This window comes from Archangium sp., assembly GCF_036388035.1.
Taxonomy (GTDB): Bacteria; Myxococcota; Myxococcia; order Myxococcales; family Myxococcaceae; genus Archangium.
In genome coordinates this window covers 1-13,133 of record NZ_DASVSO010000781.1, presented here as the reverse complement: position 1 = coordinate 13,133, position 13,133 = coordinate 1, and the positions used below count along the sequence as shown (strand labels likewise).

13 protein-coding genes are annotated in these 13,133 nt (G+C 69.6%); 5 read left to right on the top strand and 8 right to left on the bottom strand.

Translation table 11 applies throughout. The features are described 5' to 3' along the window. Nucleotides 1-351: 351 nt before the first annotated feature. The 7 genes from VF697_RS32310 to rplU form a co-directional block, all read right to left on the bottom strand. Nucleotides 352-1,794, bottom strand: a complete 1,443-nt coding sequence (locus VF697_RS32310) for a hypothetical protein (RefSeq protein WP_331100986.1) — start codon at nt 1,792-1,794, stop codon at nt 352-354. Then, a complete protein-coding gene (locus tag VF697_RS32305; RefSeq protein WP_331100984.1) occupies nt 1,791-3,242 on the bottom strand; it encodes a hypothetical protein in 1,452 nt (483 codons plus the stop codon). The genes VF697_RS32310 and VF697_RS32305 overlap by 4 nt, the downstream gene beginning before the upstream one ends. Before the next feature lie 3 nt (nt 3,243-3,245). Next, entirely contained in the window at nt 3,246-4,037 is a 792-nt protein-coding gene (locus VF697_RS32300) for an outer membrane lipoprotein carrier protein LolA (protein ID WP_331100982.1), read from the bottom strand. Nucleotides 4,038-4,113: 76 nt separating this feature from the next. Then, on the bottom strand, nt 4,114-4,806 hold the full coding sequence (locus VF697_RS32295) for an RNA methyltransferase (protein ID WP_331100980.1): 693 nt from the start codon (nt 4,804-4,806) through the stop codon (nt 4,114-4,116). Between the two features lie 2 nt (nt 4,807-4,808). Next, nucleotides 4,809-6,098, bottom strand: a complete 1,290-nt coding sequence (gene obgE / locus VF697_RS32290) for a GTPase ObgE (protein WP_331100979.1) — start codon at nt 6,096-6,098, stop codon at nt 4,809-4,811. 123 nt (nt 6,099-6,221) lie between these two features. Further along, complete coding sequence (gene rpmA, locus VF697_RS32285) at nt 6,222-6,488, bottom strand: 50S ribosomal protein L27 (RefSeq protein ID WP_331100977.1); 267 nt, start codon at nt 6,486-6,488, stop codon at nt 6,222-6,224. Between the two features lie 59 nt (nt 6,489-6,547). After that, complete coding sequence (rplU, locus tag VF697_RS32280; RefSeq protein WP_331100975.1) at nt 6,548-6,856, bottom strand: 50S ribosomal protein L21; 309 nt, start codon at nt 6,854-6,856, stop codon at nt 6,548-6,550. Nucleotides 6,857-7,149: 293 nt separating this feature from the next. On the opposite strand from rplU, the gene VF697_RS32275 reads away from it, so the two are divergent. The 5 genes from VF697_RS32275 (at nt 7,150) to VF697_RS32255 (ending at nt 11,468) form a co-directional block, all read left to right on the top strand. After that, complete coding sequence (locus VF697_RS32275; RefSeq protein WP_331100973.1) at nt 7,150-7,491, top strand: hypothetical protein; 342 nt, start codon at nt 7,150-7,152, stop codon at nt 7,489-7,491. A 69-nt stretch (nt 7,492-7,560) separates the two neighbouring features. Beyond that, nucleotides 7,561-8,523 carry an isopenicillin N synthase family dioxygenase gene (locus tag VF697_RS32270; RefSeq protein WP_331100972.1) on the top strand — a complete coding sequence of 321 codons (963 nt, stop codon included), beginning with the start codon at nt 7,561-7,563 and terminating at the stop codon, nt 8,521-8,523. 121 nt (nt 8,524-8,644) lie between these two features. Continuing rightward, entirely contained in the window at nt 8,645-9,961 is a 1,317-nt protein-coding gene (locus VF697_RS32265) for a sensor histidine kinase (RefSeq protein ID WP_331100971.1), read from the top strand. Nucleotides 9,962-10,031: 70 nt separating this feature from the next. Beyond that, nucleotides 10,032-10,721, top strand: coding sequence for a hypothetical protein (locus tag VF697_RS32260; RefSeq protein WP_331100969.1), 690 nt, complete (start codon nt 10,032-10,034; stop codon nt 10,719-10,721). Between the two features lie 99 nt (nt 10,722-10,820). After that, nucleotides 10,821-11,468, top strand: coding sequence for a carbonic anhydrase (locus VF697_RS32255; protein WP_331100968.1), 648 nt, complete (start codon nt 10,821-10,823; stop codon nt 11,466-11,468). A 213-nt stretch (nt 11,469-11,681) separates the two neighbouring features. Here the strand turns inward: VF697_RS32255 and VF697_RS32250 are convergent. Continuing rightward, nucleotides 11,682-13,133: choice-of-anchor D domain-containing protein (locus VF697_RS32250; RefSeq protein ID WP_331100966.1), on the bottom strand; the 1,452-nt coding region annotated here is incomplete at its 5' end.

The window sequence follows — 13,133 nt, the reverse complement described above, 5'->3', positions numbered from 1 at the left end:
CGCCGGACGCACGCTCGCGCAACGGGTCCGCCGGTCAGACCCGTTGAAGAGGAGCGAGCTCGGAAGGTCCGAGAATCTCGGAGGACAGAGGCCCTCCGGGCTCGGTTTCGAAAAACCTGTCCAACAGTCGGACAGGTTTTTGAAAAGCGCGACCGGAAGGCCGACGGTTCTCGGAGGACAGGGGCCCGCCGGACCCGGTTTTCGGCAACTTGTCCACTAAGTGTACAGGTTGGCGAGGAGCGCGGCCGGGAGGTGGCCGGGCTCAGGGGTCGTGGCGGGCGTGTGCGGGCGGACGCTGACGCTGTTCGTCACCCCTGAAGCGGACTCACTTCGGATGGCTTGGACGGCGCCTCAGCGGCGCTCCAAGCGGCGCCAGGAACCCACGCGCTCCGTCTCCTCGAAGCCCGCGAAGGACTCGGGCAGCGGCCCCTCGCCGTACACCAGCAGTGCGCTGAAGGGAGCGAGCTGCTCGGCGGAGCTGGCGTCCATCCACTGCGGCAGGGACCGCCCTGGGCGGAAGCGGACCGGCAGGTGGTCCCCGTTGGCGAAGAAGTGGTGTCCCACCCCGCCCTGGTTGGCCGTCCACCACTGGCCGAGGTGCTCCAGGTAGACGAGGCGACTGCCCTGGGAGCGGTTCCCGACGAGCGAGACGTAGCCATGCACGCCGGGAGGCGGAGGCTGGGCCACCAGCGTCTCCAGTCCCGCCACCTCGTGCTTGAAGCGCCAATGGAAGCGCGCTGTCTCGGCGAGCGAGGGCACAACGAGCAGCAGCAGCAGGGCCTTCACCGGCCGGGCGATGCGCGCCGGGTCCACCAGCAGCAGGGCAATGAAGCCCGCGAGCACGGGCAGGCGCACGTGGATGAGCCACGCCCCCGAGAGCGCCTTGGGCGTCAGCAGGAAGAGCACGCCGAGCGCCAGGAAGAGCACCCAGGGAGCCCGAGGTTCCTCGCGCCGGTGACGCAGGTAGGCCACCACGAACACCGCCGTCATCACCAGCGGGCACACCACGGCGAGCATGCCCTCGGGGCGGTAGTTGCGCAGGAGCCAGTTGAAGTGCGAGCCCCACCCGTAGTCCGGGACCGTGTGGTCGCCGGGCGAGAAGGCCCTCGACAGGAGCGTCAACACCCGGGCCGCGCAGAGGAGCAACGGAGGCGCGAGGCCCACGGCGGCGAGCCCCACCGCCCGCTTCCGGGAGTCCGAGGTGAGCGCGAGCGCCGCCACGCCGACACACAGGGCCCCGAAGGAGACGAGGTGCGAGAGCATCGTCGCAGTGGACAGGAGCGCGAGCCCCACCATGGCCCCCACGACGCGCCCGGAGCCGCGCAGCGCGCGCAGGTAGAGGGCCAGCGCGAGCAGGGCGAGCGGCAGGGCGAAGAAGCTCGGGAGGAAGCCGTACCAATAGGAGATGTTGAAGGCGAGTGGGAGTCCGAGCACCACCGTCCACGAGGGCCGCCCGAAGGTGCGCGCGAGTGCCAGGTGCGCCAGGGGAAACAACATCAGCACGGTCCACGCCGCGAGCCGCGCCGCGAAGGCGCCATTCGTCAGCAGTGTCACTGGCAGGAAGAGCCAGATGGGCAGCCCGTAGCCGAGCGGGAGGTGCGCCTCGTACCAGGCGGACACCTCCGGGTTGCCCCGGAGGACGTCGGCGAACGTCTGCATCTGCGCCGCGTGGGCGGGCAGATCCACCGAGGGAGGGATGCCGCTCACGCACCAGGCGGCGAAGGCTCCCCAGGCCACCAGCAGCGCAACGAGTCTCCACCGGGCGAGCGAAGAGGCGGGGTCGACGACGTTCACCGCGGATCCTCGGGCTCCTGCTCGCGCTCCTTCTTCGTCGGCGGCTGAGACGTGTTGTTCCGCCGGGGCACGGCCACCGCGTCACCCAAGGGGGTCGGCTGGCACTCGCAGAGGGTGCGCCGGGTGCTCGGCTGGTGCACGAAGATGCACGCGTTGGGGCACTCCTGGAGCTGGCCCTCCTCGAAGAGGGCGAGGGAGTACCCCCGCACCGTCTTCAGGGCCTCGTTGCACTCGGGCATCGCGTGCGCCAGCCGGGGCCACGGCACGAGATGCTGCGTCGTCACGCCCCGACTCGTGGGGGCGAACGAGAACCCCACCTGGCAGTCCAGCGTCAGCGGCTTGCCGTCCTCGCCCAGGAGCTCCAGGTGCAGCCGCCCACCCTCGGGGAGATCACGGAACGCCGACGCCGTGACGGCCATGCGCCCCTCGGCGCCTCGCCGGACGTGCAGCCCGAAGCAGGCCTCCTCGCGAAGCTCCTCCGGGTTCTGCGCTCCGGGCCGAGCACAGCGCTGGCGGCCCTCGATGACCTGCACGCGCGGCCGGCGCAGCACCAGCGTGTCCCCCTGCACGTCCACGGTGGTGCGGAAGCGGCCCCAGACGTCCGGCCCCAGCCGGCCCAGCGTGGTCGGGTTCCTCCACCCCACCCCGGCCTCCAGCACCAGCGGCTGCACGCCCAGGCCCGAGGTCAGCTCCACCGCGTCCACCACGTAGGCCCTCGGGGGCAGGTTGGCGGCGGTCTCCAGCGGCTGAAAGCCCTGCGCCGTCGCGGCCCCCAGCGCCAGCCGGGAGAAGGGCTCGCGCGTGCCCAGCACGAAGGGCCCGGTGAGGGCCGCCTCTCCCTGCGTCACCCGCGCCGCCAGCAGCGGCCAGTCCCCCACCGGCTCCCGGGAGAGCTCGAGCCGGAGCACCTCCTCGGCCGGGTCCCCGCCAGGAGCGGCCGCTTCGGCCAGGTAGTCGGCGCGGGGGCGGGACTTCTCGAAGGACACCTCGCGGCGCAGCGGATCCACCGTGAAGGCGTAGGGCGCGAGCACGTCCGCCCCCAGCGTCACCGCGCAGGCGCGCTCGTCGGTGAGCCCCACCCCGCGAGGCCCCAGCGGGATGGTGCCCACGCGCAGGCCCGACACGCGCACCAGGGGCCAGTCCCGCACGCCTCCGGGTCCGGCGTAGACGTCCGGCACGCGCGCGTTGCCCACGACGGGGGGTGGAGGGTTCTTCTCGTCCCAGCAACCCGCGGACACGGCGGAGAGCGCCCGGGAGACATCCAGCACCACCGGTACCAGACGCCCGCGCAGGCGGCCCTCCACCACGAGCCGCAGGTTGGGCGAGGGCAGCAGTGGCAGCGTCTGGCCCGCGAGGCTGCCCGGGACGTCGGCGGGCGCGACGGGGCCGGCCCCCCGGAGGCACCCGGTGAGCACCAGCAGGAGGGCCCCGAGGCGCGCGCTCCGCACGGGCTACTTCCGCGTCGCCTTGGTGAAGTCGTCGATGCGCGTGCCCTCGGGCGGGTTGAGCTTGAAGCTGTCCGCCGCGACGCCCACGTTCGTCTTCAGGCCGAGGAAGGAGATGGTGTTCTCGCTGCCGTCCGGGTCCACCACCGTGCTCTTGAGCACCTGGGCCGTCTTCGGGTCCACCTCCAGGCGCACCTGGCGGAAGCGCGGATCGGCCTTGAGCGGGTCCAGCACCAGCAGCGTGCCCTTGCAGTCCTTGCACTCGCCCTTGGAGATGGAGAACTCGTCCGCCAGCTTCCCCTGGCCGAAGAGGAACGTCACCGAGGCCGAGAGCTGGGTGGTGTCGATGCGGCCCACGCTCAACGTCTGGGCCTCCGGGTCGTACGCGTACACCTTCTCGCCGGCGAGCACGAAGGTGCGCTTGGAGGGCTTCTCGTACTCCCAGCGCATCAGGCCCGGCTTCTTGTAGGTGACCTTGCCCGTGGACGTCTGCGTACGCCGCAGGGCCTTGTACTTGTAGTCCTGCTTGAAGTCGGACGTGAAGTCCTGCGTCTTCTCGTAGAAGGCCTGCATCCGCTCCACGAGGTCCTTCACCTCGGGAGCCATCTTCTTCTCGGCGGCCTTGGGGGCCTCAGCGGCTTTGGGGGCCTCCGCCTTGGGAGCGGCCTGCGCGGGAGCCGCCGGAGCGGGAGCCTGCTGAGCAGGCGCCTGGGCGACCACCTGGTGGGTGACGGTGGTGGGCACCGGGGCAATCACCGGAGCGGTCAGCAGGGCAAAGAGCAGCTTCTCGAGGGACATGGCTTGAGCTCTCTCCAGGCGGGCGAGACGCCCGCGAGTCCAACTGTACCTACAGACGGGGCCAGGGCCCCGGCATTCAAGGCCTGGGTGGAGGGGGGGGCTTCTTGAAGATGCGCCGCCGCTGCTTCACGGAGAGCACGTAGAAGCGGTCGCGCAGCTCCTGGGCCTCCGCCTCGGTGAGGTCCCCCACGCGCCCGAGGTGCTCCTCGCGCCAGGAGATGGCCCGGGTGATGCTGGCCGACGCGGCGGCGGAGATGTTGAGGCTCTGGCTGAAGCCGCGCATGGGAATCCAGAAGGTGCCGTCCGACTGGGCCAGCACCTCGTCGCTCACCCCCGTGCGCTCGTTGCCGAAGACGAGGGCGATCTTCGTGTCGAAGCGCAGGGAGTAGAGGCTGGTGGCGTCCTCGCGGATGGCCGAGGCGTACAGGGCGAAGCCGCGCGACTTGAGGTGGGCGCGGCACGAGGCGAAGTCCTTGTAGAGCTTCACGTCGAGCCACTTGTCGCAGCCCTGCGCCACCCGCGAGTTGGGCATGAAGGGCGCCTCGGGGTTGACGATGATGTGCACTTCCTGGAGGCCATTGGCCTCGCAGGTGCGCAGCACCGCGGCCATGTTGAAGCTGTCCTCCAGCCGGTCCAGCACCACCGTGAAGGTCCGCGTGCGCTGGGAGAGGATCTTGTCGATCTTCTCCTTGCGCACGTCGAGCACGAGGGACTCCGCATCCACCGGAGCCTTCTCGAGCTTCTCGTAACGAGGACCGCCGCCCGTCATGGCTACCTCCGAGCCCGCTTCGGCGCGGCCTTCTTCACCGCCTTGCGCGCCGGCGCCTTCACCGCCTTCTTCGCGGGAGCCTTCCGCGCCGCCATCTTGCGCGCCGGGGCCTTCTTCGCCGCGGCCTTCCTGGCGGTCACCTTCTTGGCCGGGGCCTTCTTCGCCGGGGCCTTCCTGGCGGCCACCTTCTTGGCCGCGGCCTGCTTCACGGCGGCCCTGGCCGGCTGGGCGGGGGCCTTCTTCTGGGCCCGAGCCTTCGGCGGCGGCTCCACGTGCAGCTTGTCCGTCTTGCCGGTGAAGAGCACCTCGGCCACCGTGTCCAGCAGCGGCTGCATGCCGGCGCCCGTGGCGCACGAGACGGGGAAGACGGCGATGCCGCGCTTGCCCATCTCCTTCGTGAGCGCCTCGAGCTTCGCCTGCGCCTCGGGCAGATCCAGCTTGTTGGCGGCCACCACCTGCGGCTTGTGCGACAGCTCCTGGCTGTACTTGTGCAGCTCCGCGTTGAGGATGTCGAAGTCGCGGATGGGATCCCGCCCCTCGCCCTCAGCGCCCATGTCCAGCAGGTGGATGAGCACCTTGCAGCGCTCCACGTGCCGCAGGAACTGGTGGCCCAGCCCCACGCCCTCGCTGGCGCCCTCGATGATGCCGGGGATGTCCGCCATCACGAAGGACAGGCCGTCCTTGTACTGGACCATGCCCAGGTTGGGCACGAGCGTGGTGAAGGGGTAGTTGGCGATCTTCGGCCGCGCCCGGCTCACGATGGAGATGAGCGTGCTCTTGCCCGCGTTGGGGAAGCCCAGCAGCCCCACGTCCGCGAGCAGCTTCAGCTCCAGCCGCAGCGTTCGCTCCTCGCCCGGGGTGCCGTCCTGGGCGAAGCGCGGCGTCTGCCGGGTGGAGGTGGCGAAGTTCATGTTGCCCAGGCCGCCGCGCCCGCCCTTGCACGCCACCACGCGCTGGCCCGCGTCGCTCAGGTCCGCCAGCAGCTCGTCGGTGTCATGGTCGTAGATGAGCGTGCCCACCGGCACGCGGAGGACGAGGTCATCGGACGAGCGACCGTTGCAGTCGTTGCCCATGCCGCCCTCGCCATTGCGGGCGTGGTGGTGCTGCTGGTAGCGGTAGTCCAGCAGGGTGGTGAGCTGGGGATCGGCCACGAAGATGACCGAGCCGCCGTTGCCCCCGTCTCCGCCGTTGGGACCGCCGCGGTCGATGTACTTCTCCCGCCGGAAGGAGACGGACCCGTTGCCCCCGTCCCCGGCCTTCACGTGGATTCGGACTTCATCGACGAATTTCATACGACCCTCTAAATGCGGAACGGGCCGCCTCCGCGTCCAGCGCCGGGAGGCGGTTGGACCGGGAGCGACCCGCTCACAAGGCAAACAGGAGCCCGTGACACGGGCTCCCTCCTTCGAGGCCGACTAGGCGCTCGTCTGAGCCGGATAGACGGAGACCTTCTTACGGTCCCGTCCCTGGCGCTCGTACTTCACCACCCCGTCCACCGTGGCGAAGAGCGTGTAGTCACGCCCCAGCTTCACGTTGGAACCCGGGTGGATGACCGTGCCGAGCTGCCGCACGAGGATGCTCCCCGCGCTGACGGTCTCGCCGGCGAACACCTTCACGCCGCGGTACTGCGGATTGGAATCGCGACCGTTGCGCGAAGAACCCTGTCCCTTTTTATGAGCCATGACACCGATTCCTGTGCTGCCGGCGCGCCGCTCGGCGCTCCGGGAAGTGGTAACCCGGACTAGCCGGAGATGGAGGTCACCTTGACCTCGGTGTACGGCTGGCGGTGGCCACGGCGGCGCGTCCAGCCCTCCTTCTCCTTCCGGAAGTGCAGCACCTTGCGGTGCTTGTCCTGGGCGAGAATCTTGCCCACGACCCGGGCGCCCGACACGGTCGGCTGCCCCACCTTCGGACTGTCGGAACCACCGAGCATCAGGACGTCGTTGAAGGTCACCTCGGCGCCGACGTCTCCCGAGACCTTCTCGATCCGGAGCACGTCGCCCTCGGCCACGCGGTACTGCTTGCCGCCCGTGCGAATGACTGCGTACATCGTAGAACCCCTGGTTGTCCGGGTTGTTTCAACCCTTAAAGGCCCGCGCGCATTTCGGACGGGTAGCCCCGTCCTACGATGCAAAGGGGGCCCGATCTACGGGAGAAGCCCTGGGGAGTCAAGACAGATGCAGGGGGGCGGCGCACATCCTGCACTCCCCTCCACCCCTCCCCTCCTACATGCCCGCCTGTGGACAGGGGCGCCGTCTGCCGCGCCCGGCCGCTTGCCCGGCAGGTAGGATGACCGACTCTCCTCTCAGGACTCCCCTGTCCGCAACAAGGAAGGACGCCCGGATGCGAAAGTCTGGATGGATGCTCGCCTGGATGGTGGCGGTGGCGGTCCTCACCGGGTGCCGCAGCACGCCCTGCCAGGATCTGGCGGAGGCGTACGCCGACGTGGATCAGAAGTCCCGACCCTGCCTGGAGCGCGCCCCCCTGCCCCCCTTCGACCCGAGCCGGTGCGAGCAGAACCTCCAGCAGTGCGCGGGAAAGGACCTGGACCAGCTCGACCACCAGGTGGAGTGCTACCAGAAGCTCGCCACCTGCCGGCCCGAGCAGAAGGCCTCCTTCCTGGACGCCATCTCCACCTGCGACAACCACTTCATCAGTAATACCTGCGAGGCGGCCATCTTCTAGGGCCGGAGCCCCCGGCCGTTTCCCGGCCGGTTCACGTCATGCCCTGGTCGCGGCTAGAGTGCGCGTGCCATGTCCCGCACCACTCGCCGCATCCCTCTCGTCAATCTGTCCCACTACCGCTCCGGTAACGCCGAGGAGCGCGCTCGCTTCGTCCGGGTGTTCGGAGATGCCCTCAAGGAGTTCGGCTTCGTCTCCGTCGAGGGCCACGGCATCGACGACGGGCTCATCCGCCGCACCTACGCGGACGTGGAGTCCTTCTTCCGCCTGCCGGAGCAGGTGAAGCAGCGCTACCACGTCCCCGCCTTCGGCGGTCAGCGCGGCTACACGCCCTTCGGCAAGGAGCACGCGAAGAACCGCACCGTGGGCGATCTCAAGGAGTTCTGGCACGTGGGCCGCGACCTGCCCGAGGGCCACCCGCGCCGCCCCACCTCCGCCCCCCACAACCTGTGGCCGGAGGAGGTGCCCGGCTTCCGCACGAACACGCAGGCCCTCTTCGGCGCGCTCGATGAGGCGGCGGCGGTGATGCTCCAGGCCATCGCCGAGTACTTCGGCATCGACCGCAACACCTTCAGCGACATGGCGCAGGACGGCACCTCCGTGCTCCGCGTCATCCACTACCCGCCCCTGAAGGAGAAGTTCGTCCCGGGCGCCGTGCGCGCCGCCGAGCACGAGGACATCAACCTCATCACCCTGCTGTGCGAGGGCACCGCCTCGGGCCTGGAGATCCTCACCCGCGATGGCGAGTGGATCCCCGTGGACACGCTGCGCGGGCAGATCGTCGTGGACTCGGGCGACATGCTCAGCCGGGTGACCAACGGCGTCATCCCCTCCACCACCCACCGCGTGGTCAACCCGCCCTCGCTCGCCGAGGACAACACGCGCTACTCCATGCCCTTCTTCGTGCACCCCTACCCGGACTGCATGCTCGAGCCCCTGGAGTGCACGGTGACGCCGGACAAGCCGGGCCAGCCCCCCATCACCGCCGAGGCCTTCCTGCTCCAGCGCCTGCGGGAGATTGGCCTCATCAAGTAGCCTCGCGTGCGGGGGGACTCTGGACACGCTCCGGGCAGGCCCTCCTGCTCGGGCGACAGGGAAGCGACCGGCAGCTTGGGACTGCCTGTGCCTCGACACCGCGTTTAGCTTTGAAGGTGTCATGTCCACGGCGGCCAAAACGGGACGGCCTCCCACCCCCTGGCGGCCTGTCGCTGTCTACACGGTGGTCGCCGGGCTGTGGATCATGCTCTCCGACGTGCTCCTCGCGGGTGTGGTGCGGGGAGTCGGCGCCTTCGCCCACATGCAGATCCTCAAGGGCTGGCTGTTCGTGGCCGCCACCTCGGCCCTGCTCTACGCCCTCATCCGCCGGGACACCGCGGCCCTGCGTGAGTCCGAGGCCCGCCACCGCACGAGCCTGGAGAGCATGGCCGACGCGCTCTTCTTGATCGACTCGCGAGGGAAGATCGTGGAGGCGAACCGGGCCTCGCTGAAGCTGCTGGGGCTGAACGTGGGCCGGACCCCCGCGGATGTCCGCCAGCTGATCGAGCTGTTCGACATCCGCCATCCGGACGGGAGCCGGGTGACCTGGGAAGAGCTGCCCAGCCAGCGGGCCCTGTACGGGCAGACGGTCCGGGAGGAGGAGTACCAGCTGCGGTGCATGAGCGGAGAGCTGCTCCACATCAGCGTGACCGCGTCCCCCGTGGTCATGGGAGAGGGGGTGCGGCCGGAGCTGGCGGTGGTGGTGATGCGCGACCTGACCGAGCTCAAGCGCCTGGAGCGGATGCGGGACGAGTTCCTCTCGACGGCCGCCCATGAGCTGAAGACGCCCATCACCAGCATCAAGGGGTATGCCCAGCTCCTCAATCGCTGGGCGCCGGGAGGGCACGAGCCCCGGGAGGGCAAGGCCTTCCAGGTCCTCAACCGGCAGAGTGATCGGCTCAACGAGCTCGTGCAGGAACTGCTCGAGGTGTCCCGGCTCCAGCTCGGGCGGCTCAACCTGCGGCGCCAGCGCTTCGACCTGTGCGAGCTGGTGGACGAGGTGCTGGAGCGCATGCGGGGCGTCTCCGCCCAGCACCGGCTGGTGTTCGAGCATGACGGCCCCGTAACAGTCGACGCGGACTGGGACCGGCTCGATCAGGTGCTGTCCAACCTGCTCGACAACGCCATCAAGTTCTCACCCGACGGGGGCATCATCCAGGTCTCGGTCACGACGCGGGACGCCACGGCGGTGGTGTCGGTCCGGGACCAGGGGATGGGCATTCCCCAGGAGCGGCAGGGCCAGCTCTTCGAGCGCTTCTATCGCGCCCACGAGGGGCTCGCGTCCGACCGCGGGGGAATGGGCATCGGGCTGCACCTGAGCGAGCAGCTCATGCAGCGGCACGGCGGCCGCCTCTGGTTCGAGAGCGAGGAGGGAAAGGGCTCGACCTTCTCGTTCAGCCTGGCCCTGGCGGAGGAAGAGGCCGATGCCAGGCACTGAGGGGCGTCCTGGCGCTCACGCGGGTGTGGAACCTGGTCAGGCCCTCCGCCCTCATAGGAGAGCACCGGTCATGTCACTCCCCACCCTCATCCCTGGCCGGAGCCTGCTGCTGCTCGGATGGCTGGCGGCTGCGCCCGCGTGGGCCGAGGCCCAGGCAACTCCCCCCGCGACCCCGACGGAGCCCCGCCCGCTCATGCGCTGGGGCAACCTCGACCTGCGCCTGGGCGGTGCGGCCTCGCTGCTTCCGCTCTCCGTCGAGGCCGGCGCCGCCGCGGACCTCGGTGTGCTGCCACTCGGCCCCGGTACGCTCTCCCTGGGAGCCGAGTTGAGTGTCAACCAGTGTGCCCTGGCGTGCTGGGTGCCCAACCTCTTCTCCGAGCGCGACACCTCGCGCCGGGACTTCTACGCCTTGGGCCGCCTGGGCTACCACTTCACCGTGGCCAACCGGAACTACCGCAAGGTGGACCTCCAGGGCTTCCTGCTGCTCGGCGGGATGGAGACCCGCACCACGCTCTCCGCCCCGGACTACCGCTACGAGGGGAGAGACCGCAGCCCTGCCTTCGGTCTCGGCATCGGGGGGAACTATTTCCCCACGGCCGGCTCCCGGGTCTTCTTGGGGGGCGAGGCCCGGGTGCGCTTTGGCACCGGCGCCCAGGCGCTCCGCCTCACCCGGGGCACCTATGAGTTCACCGAGGAGGACCGACGCTGGACCCGCCTGGGCCTCAGCACCGCCTTCTTCGTGGGAATCCGACTCTTCTGATTCCGGCCCCATCCGTGCGAAGGTCGCACCACCAACCGTTCCACCGAGCGGCTGGCCGGTGCGGGATGGACCGCACCCTGTCCTCCGCGGGCCCCGACCGTGACTCCATACGATCAGATCTTCCAGAACAACCGCCGCTGGGCCGAGGAGCAGCTCCGCGACGACCCCGAGTTCTTCACCCGGCTCGCGCGCGAGCAGCACCCGGACTTCCTCTACATCGGCTGCTCCGACAGCCGGGTGCCGGCGAATGAAATCATGGGCCTGTCGCCCGGCGATGTATTCGTCCATCGCAACGTCGCCAACCTGGTCAACAACGTCGACCTGAACGTGATGTCGGTCATCAACTACGGCGTCCGGCATCTGAACGTGAAGCACATCATCGTGTGCGGCCACTACGGGTGCGGCGGAGTGCGAGCGGCCATGCAGCCCATGGACCTGGGCATCCTCAATCCCTGGCTGCGCAACATCCGCGACGTGTACCGCCTGCACAAGGCCGAGATGGACACCCTCGCGGACGAGGCCCAGCGCTATGACCGCCTGGTGGAGCTCAACGTCACCGAGCAGTGCATCAACATCATCAAGACGGCCGCGGTGCAGCAGTCCTTCCTCAAACGCGGCTTCCCCACGGTGCACGCCTGGGTGTTCGACATGCGCACGGGCCTCATCAAGGACCTGCAGCTCGACTTCCGGGAGACGCTGCGCAGCATCCAGGAGGTGTATGACCTGACGGGCACGGTCACGCGCTGAGGCGCACCACCGCGCCCCTCGTGTCTCGCCTCCCCCCTCCGCGAGCCCGCCTGCCCTCGGACATGCAATCGACGTTGGAGGAGCTGGGTCATCTCCTTCTGAGGTCCAGCCCTTCGCGAGTCCAAAGAAGAACGGGGACAGGGCACCCTCGCCCCGTCCCCGTCCTGAAACCCACCCCAGTCACCTCAACAGTGACTGGGGCTCACGAGCCGACTACCCGCGCCGCCGCCGCCGCGAGCCCAGGCCCACCAGCGCCAGCAGCGCCAGCATTCCCGCGCTCCCCGCCTCGGTGCTACCGCAGGAGCATCCACCCGCCTCGTCCGGAGCCTTGGCGTGGCCAGTCCCGGTGACGGGAATCAGCGCCTCGGCCTCGCTCTCGCCCTGCAGCCACACCTCCACCTCGTTCCGGGCCTCGCCCTCCGCCTGCGGTTGGAAGGCCACCGTGAACGTGGCGCTTCCTCCCGGAGGAAGGGGATCTGCCAGGGCCCTCGTGCCCAGCGTGAAAGGCGTCCCCTCGATGCTCCGCAGCTTCACCACCACGCGCTGCTGCTGCGAGGACTTGTTGGTGACGGTGACCACCTTGGGCTCCACCGACGCGCCCACCTCCACCTGTCCGAAGTCCAGACTCCCCGGATCGGTGCTGAGAAGGCGCAGCGTCGCCCTCCCCTTCAGCTGGACGTCCACCGCCCGGGGCTGGGCCGGCGAGGTGGTGCCAAAGGACAGGCGGGTCTCGGACAGGGTCTCCACCGTGGGCTGGTAGCCCACCGGCACGATGATGGACTCGTGGGGCTGGATCGTACGTCCCGCGAGGGCCGAGTCGTCGAAGGCGAAGAGCTCCCCGGTGCTGTACGTCTCCTCCGGCACGGCGAGGACAATCGGCTCACTGCTCAGGTTGGTGAGGGTGAGGGGCTGCTCGCGCTTGCTGCCCCCCACGCGGACCACGCCGAAGTCCAGCGGCGAGGGCTGGATGGAGAGCACCGTCGGAATGCCCTTGCCGTGCAGCACGGTCTCGAGCTGCGACGAGTCGCTGAAGGTGAGCTTCAGCTTGCCATTCACCTCGGCCTCGGCCAGGGGGGTGAAGGCCACCCCCAGTTCCTGCTCCTGGCCGGGAGCCAGCACGAGCGGCAGCGACAACTTCGTCAGCGTGAACTGAGAGGCCCCCGCCCCCTCCACCGTCAGCTCGGCGAGGGTGGCGCTGAAGCCGCTGGCGTTGGTGACGCGCACCTTGCGCGGGCTCGAGGTGTGGTGGATGAGCTGCTTCCCGAACTCCAGCAGCGACTCCGAGAGCTGGAGGTGCTGACGGACGCCCGCGCCAGAGAGGGCCACCACCGCGCTGGGCGCACTCGCGTCGTTGGACGCCACCATGAGCTGGGCCGAGAACGACCGCTCCGCATCCGGCCGCAACGCCACCGACACTGCCGTCGTGGCCCCCGGCTGCAGACTCAGGGGCAGCACGGGCGAGGACAGGATGAAGGAGGTCGCATCCACCCCACCCAACACGATCGAGCTCAGGACGAGCGGGCCAGTGCCCGTGTTGGTGAGCCTGAGGGTGCGAGAAGCGGAGGCATTGCCCACCAGCACGTTTCCGAAGTCCACGGCGAGCGGATCCACCACCAGCATCGGCGAGGTGCCCTCGCCCTGGAGGTTCGCCTCCGCGGCCTTGTC

Coding starts and splice junctions, on each gene's coding strand:
- rplU (WP_331100975.1), bottom strand. CDS start 6,856: ATGTACGCAGTCATTCGCACGGGCGGCAAGCAGTACCGCGTGGCCGAG.
- VF697_RS32295 (WP_331100980.1), bottom strand. CDS start 4,806: ATGACGGGCGGCGGTCCTCGTTACGAGAAGCTCGAGAAGGCTCCGGTG.
- VF697_RS32265 (WP_331100971.1), top strand. CDS start 8,645: ATGTCCACGGCGGCCAAAACGGGACGGCCTCCCACCCCCTGGCGGCCT.
- rpmA (WP_331100977.1), bottom strand. CDS start 6,488: ATGGCTCATAAAAAGGGACAGGGTTCTTCGCGCAACGGTCGCGATTCC.
- VF697_RS32270 (WP_331100972.1), top strand. CDS start 7,561: ATGTCCCGCACCACTCGCCGCATCCCTCTCGTCAATCTGTCCCACTAC.
- obgE (WP_331100979.1), bottom strand. CDS start 6,098: ATGAAATTCGTCGATGAAGTCCGAATCCACGTGAAGGCCGGGGACGGG.
- VF697_RS32260 (WP_331100969.1), top strand. CDS start 10,032: ATGTCACTCCCCACCCTCATCCCTGGCCGGAGCCTGCTGCTGCTCGGA.
- VF697_RS32275 (WP_331100973.1), top strand. CDS start 7,150: ATGCGAAAGTCTGGATGGATGCTCGCCTGGATGGTGGCGGTGGCGGTC.
- VF697_RS32300 (WP_331100982.1), bottom strand. CDS start 4,037: ATGTCCCTCGAGAAGCTGCTCTTTGCCCTGCTGACCGCTCCGGTGATT.